This window comes from Pseudomonas sp. AG1028, assembly GCF_007993955.1.
Lineage (GTDB): Bacteria > Pseudomonadota > Gammaproteobacteria > Pseudomonadales > Pseudomonadaceae > Aquipseudomonas > Aquipseudomonas straminea.
In genome coordinates, this window is sequence record NZ_VIVP01000001.1 from 513,381 (window position 1) to 538,824 (window position 25,444).

Genomic DNA, 25,444 nt, shown 5'->3' on the forward strand with positions numbered 1-25,444 from the left:
TACCAAAGGATCAGTTGACTTGGCGTTTGGCATGGCCTGCGAAAAATCCCGCGGCGTTTTCCGCCAGTTGGCCGACGATCCGCTGGCGCGCCTCGCGAGCGCCCCAGGCGCTGTGCGGGGTGATTATCAGTCGCGGAATGTCGTCGGCCAGCAATGGATTGCCTTCTCTGGGTGGTTCCTGGGTCAGCACGTCGGTGGCTGCACCGCCCAGCTTTCCCGCTCGTAGGGCGTCGGCCAGAGCCTGTTCGTCGATCAGGCCGCCGCGGGCGGTGTTGATCACGAAGGCGCCTGGCTTGAGCAGATCGAGCTCGCGGGCTCCAATCAGGTTGCGGGTCTGTTCGGTGAGCGGGCAGTGCAGGGTCAGGGCATCGGCCTGGGTGAGCAACTCGTCCAGCGCGAGCCGATCAGCGCGGGGCGGGCGCCCCGGCAGTTGGCCATAGAGCACGCGCATGCCGAACGCTTCGGCCAATCTGGCTACTGCGCCGCCCAGCTCGCCATGACCGAGCAGCCCCAGCGTCTTGCCTTCGAGCTCGACGATGGGGTGGTCGAGCAGGCAGAACATGGGCGACTGCTGCCAACGGCCAGCGCGAACATCACGCTGATAGTCTTGCAGACTTGTGGCCAGGGCGAGCAGGAGTGTCAGGGTGTGCTGGGCCACCGAAGGTGTGCCGTAACCCTGGCAGTTGCACACGGTGACGCCATGCGCCCGGGCGGCGGCGAGGTCGATGTTATTGGTGCCGGTGGCAGCAACGAGGATCAGTTCGAGCTCGGGGCAGCCTGCCAACACGTCCGCATCGATCACCGCCTTGTTGCTGATCGCTACGCGGGCGCCCTGCAGACGCTCGATGATCTGCACCGGGCTGCTTTGGTCGTGCAGTACCAGCTCGGCGAAGGGCTCGCGCAGCGGCGCCATGTCCAGATCGCCGAGGTCGAGGGAGCGATAATCGAGAAACACTGCGCGGCCTGTTTTACTCATCAGCTGTACCTTTCTGGCTGTCCTGTCGGGAAGTAAAGTGCAGCCTATCAGAAGTGCTCTGCCGCAGAGTGCGCCCTTGGACCCACTAGCCAATCCTGGAGTCGCCGTGTACTGGATGGAATTCTTTACCGTTGCCCTCATCCATCTGCTGGCCGTGGCCAGCCCGGGACCGGACTTCGCCATCGTGGTGCGTGAGAGCGTGGCCCATGGGCGCCGTGCCGGTGTGTTCTGTGCGCTGGGCGTGGGCACCGGAATTTTTGTGCACGTAGCCTATTCGCTACTGGGCATCGGCCTGATCGTGTCCCAGTCGATCGTGCTGTTCAACGCGCTGAAGTGGCTGGCCGCCGCCTACCTGCTGTATATCGGCTTCAAGGCACTGCGGGCGCAGCCGGCAGCGCCCGGCGCGGTTCAGGAACAAGCCGCCGCTCCAGCGAGAACGCCACGCGGCGGCTTCGTTACCGGCTTCGTGACCAACGGCCTTAACCCCAAAGCGACGCTGTTCTTCCTGTCGTTGTTTACCGTGGTGATCAACCCCCACACCCCGTTGCTCGTGCAGGGCGGCTACGGCGTTTATCTGGCCGTGGCGACGGCCTTGTGGTTCTGCCTGGTGGCAATGCTGTTCAGCCAGCAGCGTGTGCGCGACGGCTTCGCGCGCTTGGGCCACTGGTTCGATCGTCTGATGGGCGCGGTACTGGTTGGTCTGGGGATCAAGCTGGCGTTTACCGAGCTGAAATAAGGGGCGCGAGCGCGCCCCTGACTGGTCTCTTACAACACCTCAACCGCGACCGCTGTTGCTTCGCCGCCGCCGATGCACAGCGAGGCGATGCCGCGCTTGCCGCCGGTCTGGCGCAGGGCGTTGATCAGCGTGACGATGATCCGCGAGCCGGTCGAGCCGACCGGATGCCCCTGCGCGCAGGCGCCACCGTAGATATTCACCTTGGCGTGAGCGAGGTCATGCTCCTGCATGGCCAACATGGTGACCATGGCGAAGGCCTCGTTGATTTCAAATAGATCCACCTCGTTCTTCTGCCAGCCGGCCTTGTGCTGCACCTTGCTGATAGCGCCGATGGGCGCGATGGTGAATTCGCTGGGGTCCTGACTCTGGGTGGCGTGGGCAACGATGCGTGCCAGCGGTTTCAGGCCGCGGGCCTGGGCCTGCTCGGCGCTCATCAGCAGCAGCGCGCTGGCCCCATCGGAAATCGAACTGGCATTGGCGGCAGTGATGCTGCCGTCCTTGCTGAAGGCCGGTTTCAAGCTGGTGATCTTGTCTATCCTGGCGTTCAGCGGCTGTTCGTCTTCGCTCACTTCGATATCGCCCTTACGGCTCGCCACCGTCACCGGCACGATCTCATCGACCAGTGCACCGGACTGCATAGCCTGCTGCGCGCGTCGCAGCGATTCGATGGCGTAGGCGTCCATCGCTTCGCGGGTGATGCCGTAGCGGTCCGCGGTTTCCTGGGCGAAGGAGCCCATAAGGCGCCCAGTGCGGGCATCCTCCAGGCCATCGAAGAACATGTGATCCTTCACTTCGCCATGGCCCATACGCAGGCCGCCGCGTGCCTTGGGCAGCAGATAGGGCGCGTTGGACATGCTCTCCATTCCGCCAGCGATCATCACCTCGGCGCTGCCGGCCTTGATCAGGTCGTGGGCGAGCATCACCGCCTTCATGCCCGAGCCGCAGAGCTTGTTAATGGTGGTGCAACCGGTGGCGCTCGGCAGGCCGGCGGCCAGCGATGCCTGACGCGCCGGGCCCTGCTTGAGGCCGGCGGGCAGCACGCAGCCCATGATCACTTCCTGTACGTCGCTTGCTGCTACGCCCGCCCGAGCGATGGCGGCGCGAATCGCCGCGGCACCAAGATCCGTTGCGCTTAGCGAAGACAGGCTACCCTGAAAACCACCCATCGGCGTGCGAGCGCCGCTGACGATAACAATATCCGACATGAATCCACCTCAATTCGCAGTGAAGGGGCGAAACCGGCTTGTGCTCAGCTTGGGCCACAATCCTCCTTTCGGCTGATTGAGCAGGCGCTGGCGCAGGCTACTTTTAGGCAATGCCCGTTAACGATCAGGTTTCGCTTCAATTTCGACGCTTTCAACAATAGTCCAGAACAGGTGAGCCCATGTTGCAGACCCGCATCATTCCCCCCGCCGCAAATGCCCACCCATACCCGCTGTTGATCAAGAGCCTGCTGCTTTCCGGCAGCCGCTACGAAAAAAATCGGGAAATCGTCTATCGCGACACCTTGCGTTACAACTACGCGACCTTCAATGAGCGGGTGGCACGCCTCGCCAATGTGCTTACCGAGGCTGGCGTAAAGGCCGGTGATACCGTGGCGGTGATGGACTGGGACAGCCACCGCTATCTGGAATGCATGTTCGCGGTACCGATGCTGGGGGCGGTGTTGCACACCATCAACATTCGCCTGTCGCCCGAGCAGATTCTCTACACCATGAATCACGCCGAGGACCGCTTCGTGCTGGTCAACAGCGATTTCGCGGCGTTGTACCAAGGCATCGTCGGGCAGCTCACCACGGTGATCGGCACCATGCTGCTGACCGACAACGCCGCCGCCGTCGAGCTTCCCGGTTCGGTCGGTGAATACGAGAGCCTGTTGGCGGCAGCCGAGCCTAGCTACGCATTCGCCGATTTCGACGAGAACTCCGTCGCCACCACGTTCTACACCACCGGCACCACCGGCAACCCGAAGGGCGTGTACTTCACCCATCGCCAGCTGGTGCTGCATACCCTGTCGATGGCCACCACCCTGGGCAGCCTGGACAGCATCCGCCTGATGGGCAGCGACGATGTGTACATGCCCATTACACCCATGTTCCACGTACATGCCTGGGGTGCGCCCTACGTGGCGACGATGCTGGGTGTGAAACAGGTCTATCCGGGGCGTTACGAGCCGGAGATGCTCTGCAAATTGATCAAGCAAGAGCAGGTGACCTTCTCTCATTGCGTACCGACCATCCTGCAGATGGTACTGGCGGCGCCTGGCGCTCAAGGCCATGACTTCAAGGGCATGAAAGTGATCATCGGCGGCAGCGCGCTTAATCGCGCGCTGTACGAAGCCGCCAAGGCCTGCGGCATCCAGCTGACGGCCGCTTATGGGATGTCCGAGACCTGCCCGTTGATTTCATGTGGCTACCTCAACGAAGAATTGCTCGCGGTGGGCGAGGAGCAATCTACGACCTATCGCATCAAGGCTGGAGTTCCCGTGCCGCTGGTCGAGGCGGCGATCATGGACAGCGAGGGCAATCGCCTTCCTGCTGATGGTGAGACCCAGGGCGAGCTGGTACTGCGCGCACCCTGGCTGACTCAGGGTTACTTCCGCGAGCCGGAGAAGGGACAGGAGTTGTGGACCCACGGCTGGTTGCACACCGGCGACGTGGCAACCCTGGACGAAATGGGCGTTATCGACATTCGCGACCGCCTCAAGGATGTGATCAAGACTGGCGGCGAATGGATTTCCTCGCTGGAGCTGGAAGACCTGATCAGCCGTCAGCCTGCGGTCAAGGAAGTGGCTGTCGTGGGCGTGGTCGACTCGCAGTGGGGCGAGCGTCCGTTCGCCCTGATTGTCGCGAAGGAAGGCCAGTCGCTGAACGCAGGCCTGCTCAAGGAGCATCTCAAGCCATTCGTCGAGCGGGGCGTCATCAACAAGTGGGCCATTCCCTCACAGATAGCCCTTGTTACCGAAATTCCCAAGACCAGTGTGGGCAAGCTGGACAAAAAGCGTATCCGCGTTGATCTGGCGCAGTGGCAGGAGGCCGGAAGCGAGTTTTTATCGTCCCTGTAAGGCACGAATTTCAACGCCAAAAAAGTGACTGGTCAGTCAAACAAACGTTTGGCTTGCTAATTGCTGGATTCGGACCATCCTTGGCTTGTCACGGATGGGACTGATCCCTCTAAACCGGCGAGCCAGAGTGTCTCGGGCACTGCAAGCCACTCGTGGGAAGGCTCGCTGGATTTAGTCAATCAGCCATAACAAAAACAAATGGAGTAGCGTCGATGACCAACACAACAAGGCCGTTCTGGCGTCTGGCAAAACTGCCGCTGGCCGTCAGCCTCGCATCAACTCTTGCCAGCCCGGCATTCGCGGTGAACTTCAATATCGGGGAAATCGAAGGTCAGTTCGACTCGTCGTTGTCGGTGGGGGCTAGTTGGTCGACGCAGTCGGCGGACAAGGACCTGATTGGCGTCAACAACGGTGGGCGCGGTTTGTCCCAGACCTCTGACGACGGTCGCCAGAACTTCAAGCGCGGCGAGACGTTCTCGAAGATCTTTAAGGGCATTCACGATCTCGAGTTACGCTACAAAGACACCGGGATTTTTGTCCGTGGCAAATACTGGTATGACTTCGAACTGAAAGATGAAGGGCGTGAGTTCAAGGAAATCAGTGACTCTGGCCGCAAGGAGGGCGCCAAGTCGTCAGGCGCTGAATTGCTTGATGCATTCGTTTATCACAACTATTCCATTGGTGATCAGCCAGGTTCTGTTCGTCTGGGTAAGCAGGTTGTCAGCTGGGGCGAAAGTACGTTCATTCTGAATAGCATCAACTCGATCAACCCGATTGATGTCGCTGCGTTCCGCCGTCCGGGCGCCGAAGTCAAGGAAGGCCTGATTCCTGTCAATATGTTCTACGTGTCGCAGAGCCTGACGAATAATTTGTCTGCCGAGGCGTTTTACCAACTGGAATGGGATCAGACCGTCGTTGATAACTGCGGAACGTTTTTTTCCCAGTTCGACGTAGTTGCAGATGGCTGTAACGATAATTTGCGCCTGTTAACAAATAACAGTGCGCAAGTTTCAGCATTGAATACCGCGACTGCTCCGTTGCGGGCAGCTGCTCGTGCTGGTCTTCTGGCTGGCGCCGGAGTGCCGGCAGGCACTGTAATTAACCCTATTACCGGTAATGCTGAAGGTAATCTAGTTCGTCGTAGCCGCGATCGTGACGCACGTGACGATGGCCAGTGGGGGGTGGCCTTTCGGTACCTTTTCGAGCCGCTGGATACAGAGTTCGGCGCGTACTTCATGAATTATCATAGCCGGGCACCTGTGTTCAGCGGTACCGGGCCCTCCCAAGGCGTTATGAACGCTCTTAATTCCCCAGCTGCTGCTGCAGTGCCTGCGGCAGGTAAGGCACTGCTGGTTGCAGCCAACTCAAATTACTTTATCGAGTATCCCGAAGACATACGGCTTTATGGCTTGAGTTTTTCGACAACGCTCCCTACCGGCACAGCTTGGAGCGGTGAGTTGAGCTATCGCCCCAATGCGCCTGTACAACTGAATACAACCGATATTCTATTTGCCGCTGTTCGACCGCTGGGTGGCGCCTATACCAATGCGTCTGTTTTAACTCCTACTGTTGGTAGTGACTTGCATGGGTACAATCGCAAGGAAATCACTCAGTTTCAGACCACTCTGACTCATTTCTTCGATCAGGTGATGGGCGCTAGTCGGCTTACGCTGGTAGGTGAGGTTGGTGTCGTTCATGTGGGGGGACTGGAATCACAAAGTAAGGCGCGTTATGGCCGTGATCCTGTTTTTGGACCAGGCGCACTACCTAATGGCACTTGCCAGGGGCTTAACGCTGCGACAATTGGTGGCGCTGTCGGTAATACCGGGGCAACCCAAAACCTTTCCAAACACTGTAACAACGAAGGTTTCGTTACTTCTACTTCGTGGGGGTATCGCGCACGTGCGATTTGGGAGTACCCAGATGTATTTGCAGGCGTGAACCTTAAACCCAACGTCGCCTGGTCTCATGATGTGAATGGTTATGGCCCCAATGGCTTGTTCACTGAAGGTGCAAAAGCTGTGAGTCTGGGTCTGGATGCTGAGTATCAGAACACCTACACCGCCAGCCTCGCCTACACCGACTTCTTCGGCGGCAAATACAACACCCTTGTCGATCGTGACTTCCTGGCTCTCAGCTTCGGTATGAACTTCTAAGCGCCCGTATTCATAGGAAAACGCATTTATGAAAACAACAAAAAGGCTGTTGCAAACTGGCGCTCTGGCCCTGTCGCTGCTGGCCACCGGTGTGATGGCTGCAGTGTCGGCGGATGAGGCGGCCAAGCTGGGTAATACCCTGACGCCGGTTGGTGCGGAAAAGGCAGGCAATGCCGATGGCAGCATCCCGGCCTGGACCGGCGGGCTACCGGTCAATGCTGGTGCGGTGGATTCGGCCGGCTTCCTGGCCGATCCGTTCCCCAACGAAAAGCCGCTGTTCACCATCACCGCGCAGAACGTTGAGCAGTACAAAGACAAGCTGACGCCTGGTCAGTACGCGATGTTCAAGCGCTATCCGGAAACCTATCGGATGCCGGTCTACACCACGCATCGTACGGCGAACGTGCCGGACAGCATCATCGCGGCCACCAAGGAGAATGCCACCAATACCAAGCTGATTCAGGGCGGCGAGGGTCTGGAGAACTTCAAGTTCGCCAACCCGTTCCCGATTCCCAAGGACGGCCTGGAGGCAATCTGGAACCACATCACTCGCTACCGTGGTGCCAGCGTACGTCGTCATGTGGTGCAGGTGACGCCGCAGGCCAATGGCTCGTTCAGCCCGGTCAGCCTGGAAGAAGAGTTCGCCTTCCGCAGCATGATGAAAGGCGTCGATACCAGTCAGCCGAGCAACATCCTGTTCTACTTCAAACAGCGGGTAACCGCACCGTCGCGTCTGGCCGGTAACGTGTTGCTGGTGCACGAGACCATCGACCAGGTGAAGGAACCGCGCATGGCGTGGCTCTACAACGCCGGTCAGCGCCGCGTGCGTCGTGCGCCTCAGGTGTCCTACGACGGTCCGGGCACTGCGGCCGATGGCCTGCGTACCTCCGATAACCTGGATATGTACAACGGCTCGCCTGATCGTTACGACTGGCAGTTGCTGGGCAAGAAGGAAATCTACATTCCCTACAACAGCTACCGCCTAGATTCGCCGAAGCTCAAGTACACCGACATCGTCAAGCCAGGCCACCTGAACCCGGATCTGACCCGCTACGAGCTGCACCGCGTCTGGCACGTGACCGCCACCCTCAAGCAGGGCGAGCGCCACATCTATGCCAAGCGTGACTTCTACATCGACGAGGATACCTGGCAGGCCGCTGCCATCGACCACTACGACGGTCGCGGTACTCTGTGGCGCGTGGCGGAAGCCCACGCACAGTACTACTACGACAAGCAGGTGCCGTGGTATGCCGTCGAGGTGATCCACGATCTGCTCTCCGGTCGCTATCTGGCCCTGGGCCTGAAGAACGAGGAGAAGCAGGCCTACGAGTTCGATTATCCTGCCAAGGAGAGCGACTACACTCCGGCAGCATTGCGTCAGTCCGGCGTGCGTTGATCGCTGCTTGAAACCAGAAAGCCAGCCCTCGGGCCGGCTTTTTGTTGCCTGTTCGACTGGCTTTCGAGGCTAGGGTGCTAGGTAGCTGACGGCGATAGGTGACCTGCCGTTCCAGCGCGCGACGGTTACAATCGGCTATCGCCTGCCATCCGCGTTACAGGAAACCCTTATGCAACTCACCTCACCTGCCCTGATCCGCGAAACCTTTCCTGTCGGGCCTTTGCAGTGCAACTGCACCATTATTGGCGATCCAGTCAGCGGCAAGGCCATCGTGGTTGACCCGGGTGGCAATCCCGATCTGATCATGGCGCGGCTGGAGGCCCACGGCCTCAAGGTGGTGAGCATCATCCATACCCACGCACATCTTGATCATTTCCTGGCCTCGGGGCAGATGAAAGAAAAGACCGGCGCCACCCTGCACCTGCACAAGGATGACCAGTTCCTTTGGGACAACCTGGAGATGCAGTGCCAGATGTTCGGTGTTCCCTACACGCCCGTACCCGCGCCCGATCAATGGCTGGCCGATGACGAGGCACTGGCCTGCGGCTGCGGTGTGGCCCTGCATACGCCGGGGCACACGCCGGGCTCCATGAGCTTCTGGTTCCCCGAAGCCAAACTGTTGATTGCCGGCGACACGCTGTTTCGCCGCGGCATAGGCCGTACCGATCTGTGGGGTGGTGACTATGCGACCATCGAGCGCTCCATCAAGCAACGTCTGTATCGCCTGGATGAGGACGCCACCGTGGTGACCGGCCATGGCGCGGACACGCGATTGGGTGACGAGATGCGCGAAAATCCATTTGTGCGGGCTTGAAAAACAAGCGGTTACAGATTTTCTACGTGGTGATTGTTAGCCTTGGTCGGGAACTTGGCGGCGTTCGTTGGCTCGAAGCCGCGAATAAAACTGCCCCATTCCGTAACACGACTCTAAGGATTACCCATGTTCAAGTGCCGCTCCCTGATTGCCGCAACGGCCGTTCTCGTTGTTCTGTCCGGCTGTACGGTCAACCCCTATACGGGTGAAAGCCAGGCGGGCAAAGCCGGTATCTACGGTGGTGTGGGCGCGCTGGCCGGTGCGGCCGTCGGCGCCGCCACTTCGAGCAAGAAGGACCGTAAGAAAGGCGCCCTGATCGGTGCCGCCGTGGGTGGTGCCGCAGGCGGTGGTTACGGCTACTACGTCGATACCCAGGAAGCCAAGCTGCGCCAGCAGCTGCAGGGTACCGGCGTGCAGGTGCAGCGTAACGGCAATGACCTGACTCTGATCATGCCTGGCAATATCACCTTCGCTAGCAATTCGGCGGACATTTCCAGCAGCTTCTACCCGACGTTGAATTCCCTGGTGCTGACCTTCAAGGAGTTCAACAAGAACGGTGTGAACATCGTCGGCCATACCGACAGCACCGGCTCGGCGGAACTGAACCAGAACCTCTCCACCCGCCGTGCCCAGAGCGTGGCGTCCTACCTGGCGGCCAACGGCGTGGCGTCCTCGCGCATCTCGGCCTACGGCGCCGGGCCGAACCAGCCTATTGCCAGCAACGCCAATGAAGCTGGACGCGCACAGAACCGCCGCGTGGAAATCAACCTGCGGCCGCTGTAGATCAACTGCCCATTAGAACCCCCCGCTATGGGCGGGGAGTTCTAATGCCTGTCTCATTTCTGTCGCCTGCCTGGTGCGTGCTGGCTAGGCTGTGAGGCTCGACAGATTGCACCGCTCGGTGCAAGTCAGTCGAACTGACCTTGGAACGAGAGCTGTCGCGCTTAGCTTCAGTATCGGTATCGCCCGTGCGGCGGCGCAGCTGAAGGCCTGCTAAACGGGGCCGGTACGCTTTCAAGAAAGGGCGGACTGACTTTAGGAATGCTGCTGGCGAAGGTCATCCAGCAGGGCGTCTTTGGTTTCCCATAGCGCATTGACCCACTGCTGGAAATCCTTGCGATAGGTTTCGTCCTGATCGTAGGTGCGGCCAATGAAGCGGGCGGGGATTTCCAGCTGCTCGACGACCACAACCACCTGGTCCAACTGGCCGCTGAGCAGGGTCCAGAAACCGGGGCTGCCCTGTGGATAATGCAGGGTGACGTTGATCATGCCGTGCAGCTGCTCGCCCATGGCGTCGAGCACGAAGGCCAGGCCGCCGGCCTTGGGCTTGAGCAGATAGCGGTAGGGGGATTGCTGTTCCTGATGTTTGGCCGGGGTGAAGCGGGTGCCTTCGACGAAGTTGAAGATGCCCACCGGGTTGTGACGAAACTTGGCGCAGGTGCGGCGCGTGGTCTGCAGATCCTTGCCTTTCTTCTCCGGGTGTTTGGCCAGGTACTCCTTCGAATAACGCTTCATGAAAGGAAACCCCAGCGCCCACCAGCACAGGCCGATCACCGGCACCCAGATCAGCTCCTGCTTGAGAAAGAACTTCAGCGGACGGATACGTCGGTTGAGCAGGTACTGCAGCACCAGGATGTCCACCCAGCTCTGGTGGTTACTGGTCACCAGGTACGAATGCTCGTAATCGAAATTCTGGTTGCCCTCGATATGCCAGCGGGTCTTGCCCAGCAAGTTCATCCACGCCTGGTTGCAGCCGATCCAGCCTTCCTGAATGAAGATCATCAGCCGGTCACAGGCGCGCCGCACCAGCGGCAGGGGCAGCAGGATACGCAGCAGGGTTACGGCGAAAAGCGGCCAGCACCAGAACAGCGTGTTCAGCGCCAGGGAAAGGCTGCCCAAGAGACCAAGCAAGGGGGCAGGGAGAAAGTGCAGCATGGGCGTGCGAACCTCAGGCAGGTTGGCGCCCGCAAGCAGAGCGGGCGTGAATGGCGCACAGGGTAACGATTGGCGGGGGAACTGCAAGCCGATCCGAATGCGGGGTGTTTCACCCGCGTTCGGATCGGGCCGTATTCAGTGGCGCATGTTGGCGGCCTGAATGGCGGTCAGGGCGATGGTGAAGACGATATCGTCGACCAGCGCGCCGCGCGACAGGTCGTTCACCGGCTTGCGCAGGCCCTGCAGCATGGGGCCGACGCTGATGCAGTCAGCGCTGCGCTGCACCGCCTTGTAGGTGGTGTTGCCGGTGTTCAGATCCGGGAAGATGAACACCGTGGCGCGACCAGCCACCGGGCTGTTGGGCGCCTTTTGCCGGCCGACGCTTTCGATGGCCGCGGCGTCGTACTGCAGCGGGCCGTCGACCAGGAGCTCCGGGTTGGCTTCGCGCGCCAGGCGTGTGGCCTCGCGAACCTTTTCCACCTCCTCGCCACTGCCCGAATCACCGGTAGAATAGCTGAGCATGGCTACCCGCGGCGGAATGCCGAATGCCTGGGCGGAGCTGGCGCTCTGCAGGGCGATTTCCGCCAGTTGCTCGGCGTTGGGGTCCGGGTTGACGGCGCAGTCGCCATACACCAGCACCTGGTCCGGCAGCAGCATGAAGAACACCGACGACACCAGGTTGTAGCCCGGCGCGGTCTTAATCAGCTGCAGCGCCGGGCGGATGGTGTTGGCGGTGGTGTGCACGGCGCCGGATACCAGGCCGTCGACTTCATCCAGGGCCAGCATCATGGTGCCCAGCACCACCGTGTCCTCGAGCTGAGCGCTGGCCATCGGTGCGTTGAGACCCTTGCCCTTGCGCAGCTCGACCATCGGCTCGACGTAGCGCTCGCGAATCAGGTCCGGATCGAGAATTTCAAGGCCTGGTGGCAGTTCGATGCCTTGCGCCTGGGCCACGCTGCGCACCTCCTCGGGCTTGGCCAGCAGCACGCAGCGGGCGATGCCGCGGGCCTGGCAGATCGCCGCGGCTTGCACGGTACGTGGCTCGGCGCCTTCGGGCAGAACGATGCGTTTGTTGGCGGCCTTGGCCTGCTGAACCAGCTGGTAACGGAACGCCGGCGGCGACAGGCGCAGCTCCCGTGGGTTGCCGCAGCGGGCGGCCAGCCAGTCGTGATCCAGGTGGCTGGCGACGAAGTCGGCGACCTTCTCGGCGCGCTCCTTGTCGTCGACCGGGATTTCCTTGTTCAGGCGATTGAGGTTGGTGGCCGTGTCGTAGGAGCCGGTGCTCACCGTCATCACCGGCAGGCCGCTCTGCAGGGCGCCGCGGCACAGCTCCATGATGCGCGGGTCGGGGGCGAAGTCGCTGCACAGCAGCAGGCCGGCCAGGGGCATGCCGTTCATGGCGGCCAGGCTGGCGGCTAGAATGATGTCGTCGCGGTCACCCGGCGTGACCACCAGAGTGCCGGGCTTGAGAAGCTGCACGGTGTTGGCCACGGCGCGGGCGCACAGCACGATCTTCATCATGCGTCGCTGCTCGTAGTCGCCGGCATTGAGGATGCGCGCGCCGAGCAGCTCGGCGATATCGCGGGTACGCGGGGCGTTCAGCTCGTCGAGCCAGGGGATGCAGCCGAGCAGGCGAAACTCCGGATGGCGCAGCAGCGAGGACTGTTCGCGCAGGCGCGCGGTGAAGGCGTCGAGGCCGTCGTCGCTGCGGATCTTGTTGAGGATCACCCCGAGCACCTTGGGATCTTTCGGGCCGCCGAACTGCTGGGCCTGGATTTCCACGCGGTCGCACAGCTCGCCAAGACTTTCCTGCTCCTGAGCCGAGACGAGGATCACGTCGGCGTCCAGGCTCTTGGCCAGGTGGAAGTTGACCCGCGCTGCATAGCTGGCCTGGCGCGTCGGCACCATGCCTTCGACGATCACCACGTCCTTGTCCTTGGCGGCCTCCTGGTAGAGGCTGATGATTTCTTCCAGCAGTTCGTCCAGGTCGCCGTCGCCGAGGCGTCGTTCGACATGGGCGAGTGCCAGCGGTTTGGGCGAGTGCAGGCCGTGGGTGCGCGCTACCAGTTCGCTGGAGCGCTCGGGGCCAGCGTCACCCTGGTGCGGCTGGGCGATGGGTTTGAAGAACCCGACCTTGAGGCCGGCGCGTTCGAGCGCCCCGACCAGGCCCAGGCTGATTGAGGTGAGGCCGACGCCGAAACCGGTCGGCGAGATGAAAAAGGTGTGCATGGGGTTCTCCGGTTCAGTCGAGCAGCGCCAGGGTGTCGAGGGCGATCTGGCGCTCCTCGTTGGTGGGCACCACCAGCACTCGTGTATGGTCCTCCGCGTGGATCGGCCCGCTGACGCCGCGCAGGCAGCGGGCGTTGGCCGCTTCGTCGAGCTTGAGGCCGAGCAGGCTCAGGTGCGCCACCGTCTTGCTGCGGATCAGCGGTGAGTTCTCGCCGATGCCGCCGGTGAAGATCAGGCCGTCCAGGCGCGGCAGGGCGCAGCTCATGGCCGCCAGGGATTTGGCCAGGCGATAGCAGAATACTTCGATGGCCAGGGTGGCACCGGCATGACCTTCCTCACGCGCCTGCTCGAGGCTGCGCATATCGTTGGAAAGCCCCGACAGGCCCAGCAGGCCGCTGTCGTGATTGAGCATGCGATCGATCTGCTCCAGGCTCCAGCCCAGGGTGCGCGAGAGGTGGCTGTGCAGATTGGGGTCGACGTCGCCGCTGCGCGTGCCCATCACCAGGCCTTCGAGTGGCGTCAGGCCCATGCTGGTGTCGCGGCTTTGACCATTGACCACCGCACAGGTCGAGCAGCCATTGCCCAGGTGGGCGACCAGCCAGGCGCTGTCGCTCGCCGGCAGACCGGTGAGTTCGGCCGCGCGGGCACTGACGAAGCGGTGGCTGGTGCCGTGGAAGCCATAGCGGCGTACGCCGTGATCACGGTACAGCTGCTCCGGCACCGCGTAGCGGAAGGCGTGCTCGGGCAGGCTCTGGTGGAAGGCCGTGTCGAACACCGCCACCTGGGGCAGCTCGGGGTACAGCGCCAGGGCCGCCTCGATGCCCAGCAGGCCCGCCGGATTGTGCAGCGGCGCCAGGAGCGCGACGGCGCGGATCGCGGCGATCACCGCGTCGTCAAGACGTTGGGCGCTGGTGAAGTGTTCACCGCCGTGTACCACCCGGTGGCCAATGCCGTGCAGTTGGCCGCCAGTGGCCTCCTGCACGCGCTGCAACAGGTGGGCCAGTGCGGCGCGATGGTCATCGCCGGGAATGGCTTGGCTGTGTTTGACGCCGCCCAGTTGCCAGTGCAGCACCGCATCGGCGCTGCCGAGCCGCTCCGCCAGGCCGCTGATGGCGAACGCCTGCTGATCGGGGTCGACCAGGGCGAACTTGATGGAAGAGCTACCGCAGTTGATCACCAGAATATTGCGTGCGGGCATTCAGAAGTCCTTAGCATCCAGAAGCATTGGAACTGATGTTGCGACACACCAGCCACAGGTGAAGTTCGTGCCGATTCTCGCCTGACGCTGCGTGGCGTCGAGCACCCAGGCGCGATTTTGCCAGGGCGGTTGATGGCGCAAGTGTTGAGTATGGCCGCAGGATAGGACAGCCACCCAATAGCCGTCATGATCTTGCTCAAAACCGACCACGACGACCGTGGATGCGGCCCGCCCGTCTGGGCTTGGGTCGCTTTCGCCACCGCCGTTGGTTACACTTACACGTTCATTTTCCTCGAGCAAAAGGTTCGCCCCATGCAGATCGCCGCCAACAAGGCCGTTTCCATCGACTATACCCTGACCAACGATGCCGGTGAGGTGATCGATAGTTCCGCTGGCGGCGCGCCGCTGGTTTACCTGCACGGTGCCGGCAACATCATCGTCGGTCTCGAGAAGGCGCTGGTCGGCAAGCAGGCCGGTGACGAAGTCAAGGTTGCCGTCGAGCCCGAAGAAGCCTACGGCGAATACAGCGCCGAACTGGTTGCCACCCTGAACCGCTCGATGTTCGAAGGTGTCGACGAGCTGGAAGTCGGCATGCAGTTCCACGCCTCCGGCCCGGACGGCGGCATGCAGATCGTCACCATCCGCGAGCTGGAAGGCGATGACGTGATCGTTGACGGCAACCACCCGCTGGCCGGCCAGCGCCTGAATTTCGCGGTCAAGGTCGTCAACGTGCGCGACGCCAGCCAGGAAGAAATCGCCCATGGCCACATCCATGGCGAAGGTGGTCATCACCACTGATCCGTATGTCGGCAGCGAATCGGTCGCTGCTGGCAGATGGTCATGAGTGACTGCTAAGCTGCAGTCATGGAAAGGCGCCTTTTCAGGCGCCTTTTTCGTTTTATCTTCACTGCCTCGCTTTACCCGGAGCACCCATCATGAGCGCCTTCCACGACCTGACACTGCACGCATTAGACGGCCAGGAGCTGCCGTTGGCTCCGCTCAAGGGCAAGGTGGTGCTGGTGGTCAATGTCGCCTCAAAATGCGGCCTCACGCCGCAATATGCCGGCCTCGAGCGCCTGCAGCAGACCTATGCCGCCCAGGGTTTCAGCGTGCTGGGCGTGCCCTGCAATCAGTTCGCCGGGCAGGAGCCGGATGATGAGGCAGCCATCGCCCAGTTCTGCAGCCTGAACTACGGCGTGACCTTTCCGCTGAGCAGCAAACTGGAAGTCAACGGCAGCGGTCGTCATCCACTGTATCGTCTGCTGGCCGGTGAGGGCGCGGAGTTTCCCGGCGACATCACCTGGAATTTCGAGAAGTTTCTGGTGGGCCAGGATGGCCGTGTGCTCGCGCGTTTCTCGCCGCGCACCGCGCCGGATGATCCGGCGCTGATCCAGGCCATCGAGAAGGCACTGGCCTGACTCTCGGGCCGCGGTCTGCGGCCCGTCATCTTCCCGATCTCAATTCGCGCGTTTGCTCTCGATCGCCAGGGTTGGCTTGCGGCCGGCCTTCGGCACGCAGCTGTCCAGCCGTGCGGTGTGCAGGTGCTGTTCGAACTGTTCGACGATGCTCGACCAGCCTTGTCTGGCCGCGTGCTGCCGGGCGTTGAGGCGCACCCGACGCAGGTTCTCGCCGTTCTCCAGTAGCCAGCTGGCCGCGTCGATAAAAGTGCGTTCATCATCGGCGCTGGCCAGCATGCCGTTGTGGCCATCCTCGACATGCTGGGCGGCGGCGGCCTGATCGAAGGCGACCACGCCAAGCCCCGAGGCCATGGCTTCGAGCAGCACGTTGCCAAAGGTTTCCGAGAGGCTGGGAAACAGAAAGATGTCGCCGCTGGCGTAATGCTGCGCCAGCGCCTCGCCACGCTGGATGCCGCAGAACAGCGCATCCGGCAGCCGCTTGTGTAGGCCCTCACGCAGTGGCCCGTCACCAACCACCACCAGCCGCAGGCGCTTGCCGGCAGATTGGCGCTGCAGGGCCTGGAAGGTGGTGACCAGCAGCTCCAGGTTCTTCTCGGCGGCCAGCCGGCCGACATGCAGCACCGCGATGTCCTGCTCGCCCAGGCCCCAGCTGCGGCGCAGCTCTTCACTGCGCCGGGCCGGGTTGAACAGCGCTGCATCCACACCGCGGGCGAGCAGTTCCAGGCGCTCGAAGCCGCGACGTTGCAGCTCGCAGCGCTGGCTGAGGCTGGGCACCAGGGTCATGCGCGAGGCGTTGTGAAACCAGCGCAGATAATTGGTCAGCAGGCGGGTCAAGAGGGTGATGCCGTAATGCCCGGTGTACTGCTGGAAGTTGGTGTGAAAGCCGCTGATCACCGGTATCTGCAGACGCCGTGCTGCGCGCAGGGCGGACAGCCCCAGTGGGCCTTCGGTGGCGATGTACAGCACATCCGGGCGGTGACGCTGCCACAGGCGCAGCAGCTTGTGGCGCGCCGACTGGCCCCACTGCAGGCCGCGGTAACCGGGCAGCGGCCAGCCGCGGGTGAGCAGCAGGTCGTCGTCACTGGCGGCGGGGGCTTCGTGGTGCTGGCGGGGGCGGATCAACTGCAGGCGATGGCCACGGGCACGCAGGCCCTTGACCAGGTGGCCAAGGGTATTGGCCACGCCGTTGATTTCCGGGCTGTAGGTCTCGCTGACCAGGGCGATGAATAGCGGGGAAGTGCTCATGACAGCAGTCTGTGCTGCTGTCATGTAGCGTTTGTGACATCAGCGTGGCGTTTGCGTGACAGCGCCCGTGCCCGAACTCACCCCGCCTTCGCGCACCCAGAAGAGGGTCGCGCCCGCCACCGCAGCCGGCATCATCAGGATGTTGACGAAGGGCACCAGCAGCGCGGCGTAGGTAATGCCGCCAAAGCCCAGGGACTGCCAGCGCTTCTCGCGCAGCCAGGCGAGCATGTCCTGCCAACTGACCTTGTTGTTGTCGGCGGGGTAGTCGATGTACTGGATGGCCATCATCCACACGCCGAACAGCAGCCACAGCGGCGCCGCGACCAGGTTGACCACCGGAATGAACGACAGGATCAAGAGGCCCAGGGCCCGTGGCAGGAAATACGCCAGCTTGCGCCCCTCGCGGCCCAGGGTGCGCGGCACCATGGCGATCAGCTCGCCCCAGCTGAACGGCGGAAAGTTGTCTTGGCCGCGCACCACCACCTCGACCTTCTCGGCGAGAAAGCCGTTGAAGGGCGCCGCGACGATATTGGCCACCATGGTGAAGGTGAAGAACACCATGAGAATGACCAGCACCACGAACAGCGGCCAGAGGATGTATTGCAGAAAGCTCAGCCAGCTCGGCAGCGACGGCATGAAGGTGTCCACCCAGCCGCTGAACTGCTGCACCGCAAAGCCGATCATCAGGCTGAACAGGATCAGGTTGATCGCCAGCGGCAACAGCACGAACAGCCGCAGGCCGGGGCTCATGACCAGCTTCAGGCCTTCGCCCAGGTATTGCGGACCGGACAGCACGGGAGCGCGCATCGGGGTTGTCTCCAACAAGTGATCGTGGCGCGACCTTACCCATTTTGTGGCGTGGGTGAAAGCCGGGCAGGGCGATAGCGCGCCGCTATCCCGGGGATTGGCAAAGCGCATTTCCATGGCACGGGCCGCGCGGTCTAGTCTGCTCGCGTCCCTTGTTCAGCCGCCGATGTCCGACCGCTTGCGGCCGGTGGCGGCTTTTTTTGCAGCACTGCGCTGTGAGGAGTCTCTGATGTCGAATACCCGACACGCCCGTGTGATCATTCTCGGTTCCGGGCCGGCTGGCTATAGCGCGGCGGTCTACGCCGCGCGGGCCAATCTCAAGCCGCTGCTGATCACCGGCCTGCAGGCCGGCGGGCAACTGACCACCACCACCGAGGTCGACAACTGGCCTGGCGATGCCCATGGCCTGACCGGCCCTGAGCTCATGCAGCGCATGCAGGCTCACGCCGAGCGCTTCGAGACGGAGATCGTCTTCGACCATATCCAGGCCGTGGACCTGGCCGTGCGTCCCTTCACCCTGGTAGGCGACAGTATTTCCTACACCTGCGATGCGCTGATCATCGCTACCGGGGCCAGTGCCCGCTATTTGGGCTTGCCGAGTGAGACTGCCTTCATGGGCAAGGGCGTCTCGGCGTGCGCCACCTGTGACGGCTTCTTCTACCGCAACCGTGAAGTGGCGGTGGTCGGCGGCGGCAATACCGCCGTGGAAGAGGCGCTGTACCTGGCCAACATCGCCAGCCGCGTGACCCTGATTCACCGCCGTGGCGCGTTCCGCGCCGAGAAGATCCTGCAGAACAAGCTGCAGGCGCGGGTGGCCGAAGGGCGTATCGTGCTGGCGCTCAATGCCGAGGTGGACGAGGTACTGGGCGACGACTCGGGCGTTACCGGCGTACGCATTCGCGAGCAGGATGGCGGTACACGCGATCTGGCCGTGGATGGCCTGTTCGTGGCCATCGGCCATACGCCCAATACCGCGTTGTTCGAAGGGCAACTGGCGCTCAAGGACGGTTATCTGCAGGTCAATGGTGGGCGTGATGGCAATGCCACGGCGACCACCATGCGGGGTGTGTTCGCTGCTGGCGATGTGGCCGACAGCGTTTACCGCCAAGCCATCACCTCGGCAGGTGCCGGTTGCATGGCGGCGCTGGATGTGGAGCGTTTTCTCGACGGGCTGTAAATGTCCGGTGCGAGTCGCGCAACGAAAAATGCCCGTATCCATGGATACGGGCATTTTTTCATGTCTCGCCGCTGGTGACCGGTTTACAGATCGAAATCGTACTCGGCCAGCTGCTTGTGCAGGCGTCGCTCCTCGAGGAAATTGTCGATGATGCGTCGCTTAGTGAGGTTGGTTTTCGCCACTTCCACCGGGGCTTCGCTGCTGTCCGTTTCGTCGCTGACGAAGTCGTCGTCCAGTTCCAGGTCTTCTTTGCCGTTGCTCATGCGCTTCACTCCCGGCTACAGGGGCCATTTGCCGACCTTATAAGGGCAAACGTGAAGGGAGTAAAAAAGATTTTTTCAATCAACTCATATCAGAAAGCTATGAAGCATCAATCGTCCGACGTCTTCTGCTTGTATTCGCACAGGTCTTCGATACGGCAGCTGCCACAGCGCGGCTTGCGCGCCTGGCACACGTAGCGGCCATGCAGGATCAGCCAGTGGTGGGCGTCGAGCAGATAATCCCTGGGCACGAACTTGAGCAGCTTCTTCTCGACCTCCACGACGTTCTTGCCAGGGGCGATGCCGGTGCGGTTGCTGACCCGGAAAATGTGCGTATCCACGGCCATGGCCAGTTGGCGAAAGGCGGTGTTGAGCACCACGTTGGCGGTCTTGCGACCAACGCCGGGCAGGGCTTCAAGGTCCTCGCGATTGTCCGGCACCTGGCTGCCGTGTTTTTCGATAAGAATGCGGCAGGCCTCGATGACGTTCTTGGCCTTGCTGTTGTACAGGCCGATGGTCTTGATGTATTCGCTCAGCCCTTCTACACCCAGGGCGTAGATGGCCTCTGGCGTATTGGCCACCGGAAACAGCTTGGCCGTGGCCTTGTTGACGCTGACGTCGGTAGCCTGAGCCGATAGCGTTACCGCCACCAGCAGCTCGAAGGGCGTGCTGTAGGCCAGCTCGGTCTTGGGCTCGGGGTTGTCTTCGTGCAGGCGGCGGAAGATTTCAAGGCGTTTGGTGGCGTTCATGGTCGGGCATCAGGTCTGTCGTGGCGCTCTAACTGGCGCTGTTGTGCGCCTGCAGGCGGCGTTCTGCCTCTGCCAGGCGCGCTTGGGCATCGCGTATCTTGGTGCTGTCAGCCGGCTCACTGCGCTGCAATTTGCTGAGTTCGGCGCGAGCGTAGGCCAGGTCGGTCTTCAGCTGACGCAGCGGTGCGCCGAGCCCAGCCTTGTCGACCAGCACAGGGTCAGGCGCGGGCTTGCCGCAGCGTTCTTCAGCCAGGTGCAGAGCCTCTTGGGCGGCGGCATAGGCGCTGCGCAATGGCGCCAGGGCCTGTTCGTCGAGGCCGCGGCGCTCGGCGGCCTTCAGGGCCATGCGGTGGCCGGCCAGGTCGATCTTGGCCTGCTTGAGCGCCTGCTCGCCTGGGCTTGGCGCGTCCAGTGCGGGCGTCACCTGCAGCTCGGCGAGGCGCTGTTGATCGCGCTCGGCTGCCTGTTGCAGGGCCGCGAGTTGCTGGCGCTGTTCATCACTGGGCGAGTCACCAAAGGCCTTCTGGGCTTTCTGCCACTGGGCGCGGCTCATGGCGGCATCGATCTTCGCCTGCTTCAGCGAGGGCGTAGCGGCCGATTGTTGGACGGGCGTTTCCACCTGTGCGGGGCGTACCGGGCGAGCCGCGCGACGGCGGGCATCGTTGCGTGCCAGGCGGGCCTGGCGATGCTGGTGACGAGCGCGGAACTGGTCAGCATGGGCGCGTTGTACCTCGGCTTCGGCTGGCGCCAGGGTGATCAGGTCGATGCAGTCCACCGGACAGGGGGCGATGCACAGCTCGCAGCCCGTGCATTCGTCGCCGATCACCGTGTGCATCAGCTTGGCGGCGCCGACGATGGCGTCCACCGGGCAGGCCTGGATGCATTTGGTACAGCCGATGCACTCGGCCTCGCGAATCACCGCCACCTGGGCCGGCGTGGCAGGCAAGGCCAGCGGCAGCTCGGGCACCTGCAACAGGTCGGCGAGGGCATGAATGGTCGCCATGCCGCCGGGTGGGCACTTGTTGATCGCCTCACCCGCAGCGATGCCTTCAGCGTAGGGCAGGCAGCCGGGGTGCCCGCACTTGCCGCATTGCGTTTGTGGCAGCAGGGCGTCGATGGCAGCGATCCGCTGCGCATTGCTCATGGGCGCACCCAGGCTCGACGGCATAGGCGCGAGCCATGACGGTACGAACAGGCGATGTGGGGAAAGTCGATCATCGGCGGAGCAGGTCTGGTGCAAGCGTGAGCCGGCCATTATCCGGCATGCGCCGCGCCCGGTACAGGGCACGGCGACGGGTCAGGCTTTGCGAACGCGGCTGGCCTTGCGCCACAGCCAGCGGACCAGCAGGGCGAGCGGGAACAGGATGATGACGAAGGGAATGCCGTAGCCGAGCAGGCGGATGGCTTCGGTGGCGCCCTCGGTGGCGTTGTCGAGCATGCCGCTGGCGGCAGCACCGATACGCGCCAGGCGCCCGACCGGCTCGCCGTCGGTGCTGAAACTCAGGGTCAGCAGATTGGTGGTCAATCGCCGTTGTTGCTGCGCCGATTGCTGGGCGTTGCCGGCCAGTTGCACTTCCACATCGGCCAACTCGCGGGCCATGGCGAGCATGTCGCTGACACTCAGATCGGTGCGGGCCTGGTACTGCAGTAGCGTCTTGCGCTGGCGTTCCAGGCGCTGGCGTTGCTGCTCGGTATCGCTGACCGCCTGGGCGAGGTCTTCGGCGCGCGTATGCCGACTTTGCAACTCACCGCCGTCGCCCGCAAAGCCGACCATGGGCTCGACGCCGGCTGGGACGATGCGCACGGTAATGCTGGCGGCCTGGTAAGCGCCCTGGCTCTGCTCGATGCCCAGCAGATCACACTGGCCGAAGCGCTGGCTGCTGCACGCTTCACGCACGGCAGCCAGGCGCGGCTCGACCTGCTCGACCGGCAGGCGGATACCGACGCTGTGTTCGTAGGCGAGAAAGGCGCCTGGCTGTGCCGTTTCGCCAAGCAGCGCAGCGCCGGCCGGTGCGCGACCGTCACCAGACGGCGAGCAGCCGACCAGGGCCAGCAGGGCTAGAGCGGTGGTCAGAAAGCGGGATTTAGAGAAAAGCATCCCTGCACCTCGGAAACAGTTCGCGATCTTTCGCGCATGGCTTTCCAGCGCGTATGTTCGCCAGCAAAGGGACGATAGCGGACATCGACCTGCTTTCGTGGGAGCGCGCCATGCGCGCGAAATCGCGGGCGTGAACTAGGCGTCCCCACCCGTTCCCACAATTGGCCGCCAAACGGCCGCTTATCACTTGATTACCAGCTCCCGGCTCTGGGTGATAAGAGCCGGGGGTAGGCGATGATTATTTACTTGACCCGCTGGCCCGGCTTGGCGCCGCTGTCCGGGCTGAGCAGGTAGATTTCCTCGCCGCCAGGGCCGGCAGCCAGCACCATGCCTTCGGAGACGCCGAACTTCATCTTGCGCGCGGCCAGGTTGGCCACGTACAGGGTCAGGCGGCCTTCGAGCTTGCTCGGGTCCGGGTAGGCGCTCTTGATGCCGGAAAACACGTTGCGCTTCTCGTCACCAATATCCAGGGTCAGGCGCAGCAGCTTGTCGGCGCCTTCGACGAACTCGCATTTCTCGATCAGCGCGATTCGCAGGTCGACGGCGGCAAAGGCGTCGAAGGTGATTTCAGCGGCCAGCGGGTCCTTCTTCAGCTCGCCATTACCTTTGGGGGCTTCGGCGGCAGCCAGGTCTTCCTTGGACGCTTCGACCATGGCCTCGACCTTGGCCGGCTCGATGCGCGCGAGCAGTGGGGTGAAGGGGTTGAGCGGGTGATCGGCCAGTGGCGTGGCCAGGTCGGCCCAGGTCAGCGGTGCGACGTTGAGGAACGCTTCGGCATCGCGCGCCAGGTTCGGCAGCACCGGCTTGAGGAAGATCACCAGCTGGCGGAACAGGTTGACGCCCAGGGCGCAGATCGCCTGCACCTCGTCGGCCTTGCTGTCCTGCTTGGCCAGCGACCAGGGCGCCTTGTCGGCAATCCAGGCGTTGGCGCGGTCGGCCAGGGCCATGATCTCGCGCATGGCGCGGGCGAAGTCGCGGCTCTCGTAGGCTTCGGCGATGCCTGGCGCGGCGCTCTGGAAAGCGTTCCACAGCTCCGGCTCTGGATTGGCAGCGACCAGCACGCCGGCGTTGCCCTTGTGGATGAAGCCGGCGCAGCGGCTGGCGATGTTGACAACCTTGCCGACCAGGTCCGAGTTGACCTTCTGGATGAAGTCCTCGAGGTTCAGGTCTAGGTCATCGACGCCGCGGCCCAGCTTGGCAGCGTAGTAGTAACGCAGGTATTCGGGATTCAGATGATCCAGATAGGTGCGCGCCTTGATGAAGGTGCCGCGTGACTTGGACATCTTCTGGCCATTGACCGTCAGGTAGCCATGTACGTTGATGGCGGTCGGCTTGCGGTAGCCGGCGCCTTCGAGCATGGCTGGCCAGAACAGGGCGTGGAAGTTGACGATGTCCTTGCCGATGAAGTGATACACCTCGGCCTTGGAATCCTTGTTCCAGAACGCGTCGAAGTCCAGCTCCGGCCGGCGTGCGCAGAGGTTCTTGAAGCTGGCCATGTAGCCGATCGGGGCATCCAGCCAGACGTAGAAATACTTGCCCGGCTCGTCGGGAATCTCGAAACCGAAGTAGGGCGCATCACGGCTGATGTCCCACTCGTGCAGACCACCGTCCAGCCACTCGGCGAGCTTGTTGGCCACCGACTCCTGCAGGGTGCCGCTGCGCGTCCACTGCTGGAGCATGTCCTGGAATTGCGGCAGCTTGAAGAAGAAGTGCTTGGAGTCCTTGAGCACCGGCACCGCGCCGGAAATCGCCGAGCGCGGGTCTTTCAGTTCGGTGGGCTCGTAGGTGGCGCCGCATTTCTCGCAGTTGTCGCCGTACTGATCCGGCGTCGCGCATTTCGGGCAGGTGCCCTTGATGAAACGGTCGGCCAGGAACATGCCCTTTTCCGGGTCGAAATACTGGGTCACCGAGCGCGTGGCGATGTGGCCATTGTCGCGCAGCGCCTTGTATATCGACTCCGACAGTTCGCGGTTTTCCGGCGAGTGGGTGGAATGGAAATTGTCGAAGTCCACCAGGAAGTCGGCGAAGTCGCTGCTGTGCTCGGCCTTGACGCCGTCGATCAGCTGCTCCGGGGTGATGCCTTCCTTTTCCGCACGCAGCATGATCGCCGAGCCGTGGGCGTCGTCGGCGCACACGTAGATGGCCTGGTTGCCGCGCAGCTTCTGGAAACGCACCCACATGTCGGTCTGAATGTACTCGAGCATATGGCCGAGGTGGATCGAACCGTTGGCATAGGGAAGGGCGCTGGTAACGAGAATCTGGCGAGCTTGGGACATTGTCAGGCAGTCATCGGTTGGAAGGTGGTCGGTCACTATAAAGTAAGCGGGCGCGTTCCGGCCAGCGGGCAAATTTCACGGTGATGGGCTTGAATTTACGGGCATGGGCGGGTTCCAACAGGTACTTCCCGCCGCACCTCAGGAGATGACCTCATGCGTGCAATCCTACGTCCGCTCGCCTGCGCCACGGCGCTGGCTGTGCTGGTTGGCTGCGCCTCCAGCAACCCCTATGACAATGCCGGTGGCGGGGCGCCTAGCAGCAGCGGGCATCGTACCGCCACCTACGGCGGCCTAGCGGCTCTGGCAGGTGCGGCGGTCGGTGCGGCGATCAGCCATAACGACCGGGGCAAGGGCGCGGCCATCGGCGCCGTGCTGGCCGGCGCAGCCGGTGCCGGCTACGGCTACTACGCCGATCGCCAGGAAGCCGAGCTGCGCCGCAGCATGGAAGGCACTGGCGTGGAAGTGCAGCGCCAGGGCGATGACATTAAGCTGATCATGCCGGGCAATATCACCTTCGCCACAGACTCGGCGGAGATCGCCCCGAGCTTCTATGCGCCGCTGAACAACCTGGCCACGTCGTTCAAGCAGTTCCAGAACAACAGCATCGAGATCGTCGGCTACACCGACAGTACGGGGTCACGTCAGCACAACATGGCTCTGTCCGAGCGCCGTGCCCAGAGCGTGACCAGCTATCTCACCGCCCAGGGCATCGACGGCTCGCGCCTGTCTAGCCGCGGCGCCGGCCCGGACAACCCGATCGCCGACAACGCCAGCGCCGAAGGCCGCGCGCAGAACCGCCGTGTTGAGGTCAACCTCAAGCCGCTGCCGGGCCAGCCCGTGCAGTGAGTCCCGCCGGCTGGCGGCCTGCCGGTCGCCAGCCTGCATCGGCCGTGCGGCTCGGGTAGGATAG

General features: G+C 62.7%; 22 protein-coding genes and 1 pseudogene. 10 read left to right on the forward strand and 13 right to left on the reverse strand.

Annotated elements, in window-relative coordinates; translation table 11 throughout:
• Positions 1 to 10 precede the first annotated feature (10 nt).
• A complete protein-coding gene (locus FB481_RS02340) occupies positions 11 to 976 on the reverse strand; it encodes a 2-hydroxyacid dehydrogenase (protein WP_093503813.1) in 966 nt (321 codons plus the stop codon).
• Positions 977 to 1,082: 106 nt separating this feature from the next.
• Here FB481_RS02340 and FB481_RS02345 point away from each other — a divergent pair, with 106 nt between their 5' ends.
• On the forward strand, positions 1,083 to 1,712 hold the full coding sequence (locus FB481_RS02345) for a LysE family transporter (RefSeq protein ID WP_147174957.1): 630 nt from the start codon (positions 1,083 to 1,085) through the stop codon (positions 1,710 to 1,712).
• 29 nt (positions 1,713 to 1,741) lie between these two features.
• On the opposite strand, the gene FB481_RS02350 is transcribed toward FB481_RS02345, so the two are convergent.
• Positions 1,742 to 2,917, reverse strand: coding sequence for an acetyl-CoA C-acyltransferase (locus FB481_RS02350; protein ID WP_147174958.1), 1,176 nt, complete (start codon positions 2,915 to 2,917; stop codon positions 1,742 to 1,744).
• 179 nt (positions 2,918 to 3,096) lie between these two features.
• Between FB481_RS02350 and FB481_RS02355 the strand changes: the two genes are divergently transcribed.
• The 5 genes from FB481_RS02355 to FB481_RS02375 all read left to right on the forward strand — a co-directional run bounded on the left by FB481_RS02355 (position 3,097) and on the right by FB481_RS02375 (position 9,925).
• Entirely contained in the window at positions 3,097 to 4,776 is a 1,680-nt protein-coding gene (locus FB481_RS02355; protein ID WP_093503807.1) for a fatty acid--CoA ligase, read from the forward strand.
• Between the two features lie 212 nt (positions 4,777 to 4,988).
• On the forward strand, positions 4,989 to 6,932 hold the full coding sequence (locus FB481_RS02360) for a DUF1302 domain-containing protein (protein WP_147174959.1): 1,944 nt from the start codon (positions 4,989 to 4,991) through the stop codon (positions 6,930 to 6,932).
• A 28-nt stretch (positions 6,933 to 6,960) separates the two neighbouring features.
• Positions 6,961 to 8,328, forward strand: a complete 1,368-nt coding sequence (locus FB481_RS02365; RefSeq protein ID WP_147174960.1) for a DUF1329 domain-containing protein — start codon at positions 6,961 to 6,963, stop codon at positions 8,326 to 8,328.
• Positions 8,329 to 8,497: 169 nt separating this feature from the next.
• A complete protein-coding gene (locus FB481_RS02370; RefSeq protein ID WP_147174961.1) occupies positions 8,498 to 9,142 on the forward strand; it encodes an MBL fold metallo-hydrolase in 645 nt (214 codons plus the stop codon).
• Positions 9,143 to 9,268: 126 nt separating this feature from the next.
• The gene (locus tag FB481_RS02375) at positions 9,269 to 9,925 is read left to right on the forward strand and encodes an OmpA family protein (RefSeq protein ID WP_093503725.1); all 657 of its coding nucleotides are present in this window, start codon (positions 9,269 to 9,271) and stop codon (positions 9,923 to 9,925) included.
• Between the two features lie 252 nt (positions 9,926 to 10,177).
• Here FB481_RS02375 and FB481_RS02380 read toward each other — a convergent pair whose 3' ends face one another.
• From FB481_RS02380 to FB481_RS02395, 4 genes are all read right to left on the reverse strand, one after another.
• Positions 10,178 to 11,077 carry an acyltransferase gene (locus FB481_RS02380; protein ID WP_093503723.1) on the reverse strand — a complete coding sequence of 300 codons (900 nt, stop codon included), beginning with the start codon at positions 11,075 to 11,077 and terminating at the stop codon, positions 10,178 to 10,180.
• Between the two features lie 135 nt (positions 11,078 to 11,212).
• Positions 11,213 to 13,306: a phosphate acetyltransferase gene (pta, locus tag FB481_RS02385; protein WP_147174962.1), complete on the reverse strand. Its 2,094-nt coding sequence runs from the start codon at positions 13,304 to 13,306 to the stop codon at positions 11,213 to 11,215.
• Between the two features lie 13 nt (positions 13,307 to 13,319).
• The gene (locus tag FB481_RS02390; protein WP_147174963.1) at positions 13,320 to 14,504 is read right to left on the reverse strand and encodes an acetate kinase; all 1,185 of its coding nucleotides are present in this window, start codon (positions 14,502 to 14,504) and stop codon (positions 13,320 to 13,322) included.
• Positions 14,505 to 14,924, reverse strand: a complete 420-nt coding sequence (locus FB481_RS02395) for a DUF3565 domain-containing protein (RefSeq protein ID WP_306109827.1) — start codon at positions 14,922 to 14,924, stop codon at positions 14,505 to 14,507.
• Between FB481_RS02395 and FB481_RS02400 the strand changes: the two genes are divergently transcribed.
• On the forward strand, positions 14,817 to 15,302 hold the full coding sequence (locus FB481_RS02400; protein WP_070887949.1) for a peptidylprolyl isomerase: 486 nt from the start codon (positions 14,817 to 14,819) through the stop codon (positions 15,300 to 15,302). The two genes, FB481_RS02395 and FB481_RS02400, sit on opposite strands and share 108 nt — an antisense overlap.
• 137 nt (positions 15,303 to 15,439) lie before the next feature.
• On the forward strand, positions 15,440 to 15,922 hold the full coding sequence (locus FB481_RS02405; RefSeq protein WP_013792459.1) for a glutathione peroxidase: 483 nt from the start codon (positions 15,440 to 15,442) through the stop codon (positions 15,920 to 15,922).
• A gap of 39 nt (positions 15,923 to 15,961) precedes the next feature.
• Here the strand turns inward: FB481_RS02405 and FB481_RS02410 are convergent, their stop codons facing one another.
• Both FB481_RS02410 and cysZ read right to left on the reverse strand, forming a co-directional pair.
• Complete coding sequence (locus FB481_RS02410) at positions 15,962 to 17,167, reverse strand: glycosyltransferase family 1 protein (protein WP_147174965.1); 1,206 nt, start codon at positions 17,165 to 17,167, stop codon at positions 15,962 to 15,964.
• A 39-nt stretch (positions 17,168 to 17,206) separates the two neighbouring features.
• A complete protein-coding gene (gene cysZ, locus FB481_RS02415) occupies positions 17,207 to 17,974 on the reverse strand; it encodes a sulfate transporter CysZ (protein ID WP_013792457.1) in 768 nt (255 codons plus the stop codon).
• Between the two features lie 229 nt (positions 17,975 to 18,203).
• On the opposite strand from cysZ, the gene trxB reads away from it, so the two are divergent.
• Entirely contained in the window at positions 18,204 to 19,151 is a 948-nt protein-coding gene (gene trxB, locus FB481_RS02420) for a thioredoxin-disulfide reductase (RefSeq protein WP_147174966.1), read from the forward strand.
• An 83-nt stretch (positions 19,152 to 19,234) separates the two neighbouring features.
• Here the strand turns inward: trxB and FB481_RS02425 are convergent, their stop codons facing one another.
• The 5 genes and pseudogenes from FB481_RS02425 to metG form a co-directional block, all read right to left on the reverse strand.
• A complete protein-coding gene (locus FB481_RS02425) occupies positions 19,235 to 19,414 on the reverse strand; it encodes a PA3496 family putative envelope integrity protein (protein WP_013792455.1) in 180 nt (59 codons plus the stop codon).
• Positions 19,415 to 19,521: 107 nt separating this feature from the next.
• Complete coding sequence (gene nth / locus FB481_RS02430; RefSeq protein ID WP_093503711.1) at positions 19,522 to 20,160, reverse strand: endonuclease III; 639 nt, start codon at positions 20,158 to 20,160, stop codon at positions 19,522 to 19,524.
• Between the two features lie 28 nt (positions 20,161 to 20,188).
• Positions 20,189 to 21,277 (reverse strand): annotated as a pseudogene (locus tag FB481_RS02435) (RnfABCDGE type electron transport complex subunit B); the annotation flags it as partial.
• A 180-nt stretch (positions 21,278 to 21,457) separates the two neighbouring features.
• Entirely contained in the window at positions 21,458 to 22,258 is an 801-nt protein-coding gene (locus tag FB481_RS02440; RefSeq protein ID WP_147174968.1) for a DUF4349 domain-containing protein, read from the reverse strand.
• 242 nt (positions 22,259 to 22,500) lie between these two features.
• The gene (metG, locus tag FB481_RS02445) at positions 22,501 to 24,534 is read right to left on the reverse strand and encodes a methionine--tRNA ligase (RefSeq protein ID WP_093503707.1); all 2,034 of its coding nucleotides are present in this window, start codon (positions 24,532 to 24,534) and stop codon (positions 22,501 to 22,503) included.
• A 153-nt stretch (positions 24,535 to 24,687) separates the two neighbouring features.
• Between metG and FB481_RS02450 the strand changes: the two genes are divergently transcribed.
• Positions 24,688 to 25,380 carry an OmpA family protein gene (locus FB481_RS02450; protein ID WP_147174969.1) on the forward strand — a complete coding sequence of 231 codons (693 nt, stop codon included), beginning with the start codon at positions 24,688 to 24,690 and terminating at the stop codon, positions 25,378 to 25,380.
• Positions 25,381 to 25,444 lie beyond the last annotated feature (64 nt).

What these genes read in the sequence shown, in the direction of transcription:
- FB481_RS02340 (WP_093503813.1), bottom strand. Translation starts at nt 976, where the DNA reads ATGAGTAAAACAGGCCGCGCAGTGTTTCTCGATTATCGCTCCCTCGAC.
- FB481_RS02405 (WP_013792459.1), top strand. Translation starts at nt 15,440, where the DNA reads ATGAGCGCCTTCCACGACCTGACACTGCACGCATTAGACGGCCAGGAG.
- pta (WP_147174962.1), bottom strand. Translation starts at nt 13,306, where the DNA reads ATGCACACCTTTTTCATCTCGCCGACCGGTTTCGGCGTCGGCCTCACC.
- nth (WP_093503711.1), bottom strand. Translation starts at nt 20,160, where the DNA reads ATGAACGCCACCAAACGCCTTGAAATCTTCCGCCGCCTGCACGAAGAC.
- FB481_RS02380 (WP_093503723.1), bottom strand. Translation starts at nt 11,077, where the DNA reads ATGCTGCACTTTCTCCCTGCCCCCTTGCTTGGTCTCTTGGGCAGCCTT.
- FB481_RS02370 (WP_147174961.1), top strand. Translation starts at nt 8,498, where the DNA reads ATGCAACTCACCTCACCTGCCCTGATCCGCGAAACCTTTCCTGTCGGG.
- FB481_RS02390 (WP_147174963.1), bottom strand. Translation starts at nt 14,504, where the DNA reads ATGCCCGCACGCAATATTCTGGTGATCAACTGCGGTAGCTCTTCCATC.
- FB481_RS02440 (WP_147174968.1), bottom strand. Translation starts at nt 22,258, where the DNA reads ATGCTTTTCTCTAAATCCCGCTTTCTGACCACCGCTCTAGCCCTGCTG.
- cysZ (WP_013792457.1), bottom strand. Translation starts at nt 17,974, where the DNA reads ATGCGCGCTCCCGTGCTGTCCGGTCCGCAATACCTGGGCGAAGGCCTG.
- FB481_RS02360 (WP_147174959.1), top strand. Translation starts at nt 4,989, where the DNA reads ATGACCAACACAACAAGGCCGTTCTGGCGTCTGGCAAAACTGCCGCTG.
- FB481_RS02375 (WP_093503725.1), top strand. Translation starts at nt 9,269, where the DNA reads ATGTTCAAGTGCCGCTCCCTGATTGCCGCAACGGCCGTTCTCGTTGTT.
- metG (WP_093503707.1), bottom strand. Translation starts at nt 24,534, where the DNA reads ATGTCCCAAGCTCGCCAGATTCTCGTTACCAGCGCCCTTCCCTATGCC.
- FB481_RS02410 (WP_147174965.1), bottom strand. Translation starts at nt 17,167, where the DNA reads ATGAGCACTTCCCCGCTATTCATCGCCCTGGTCAGCGAGACCTACAGC.
- FB481_RS02400 (WP_070887949.1), top strand. Translation starts at nt 14,817, where the DNA reads ATGCAGATCGCCGCCAACAAGGCCGTTTCCATCGACTATACCCTGACC.
- FB481_RS02350 (WP_147174958.1), bottom strand. Translation starts at nt 2,917, where the DNA reads ATGTCGGATATTGTTATCGTCAGCGGCGCTCGCACGCCGATGGGTGGT.
- FB481_RS02365 (WP_147174960.1), top strand. Translation starts at nt 6,961, where the DNA reads ATGAAAACAACAAAAAGGCTGTTGCAAACTGGCGCTCTGGCCCTGTCG.
- FB481_RS02450 (WP_147174969.1), top strand. Translation starts at nt 24,688, where the DNA reads ATGCGTGCAATCCTACGTCCGCTCGCCTGCGCCACGGCGCTGGCTGTG.
- trxB (WP_147174966.1), top strand. Translation starts at nt 18,204, where the DNA reads ATGTCGAATACCCGACACGCCCGTGTGATCATTCTCGGTTCCGGGCCG.
- FB481_RS02425 (WP_013792455.1), bottom strand. Translation starts at nt 19,414, where the DNA reads ATGAGCAACGGCAAAGAAGACCTGGAACTGGACGACGACTTCGTCAGC.
- FB481_RS02355 (WP_093503807.1), top strand. Translation starts at nt 3,097, where the DNA reads ATGTTGCAGACCCGCATCATTCCCCCCGCCGCAAATGCCCACCCATAC.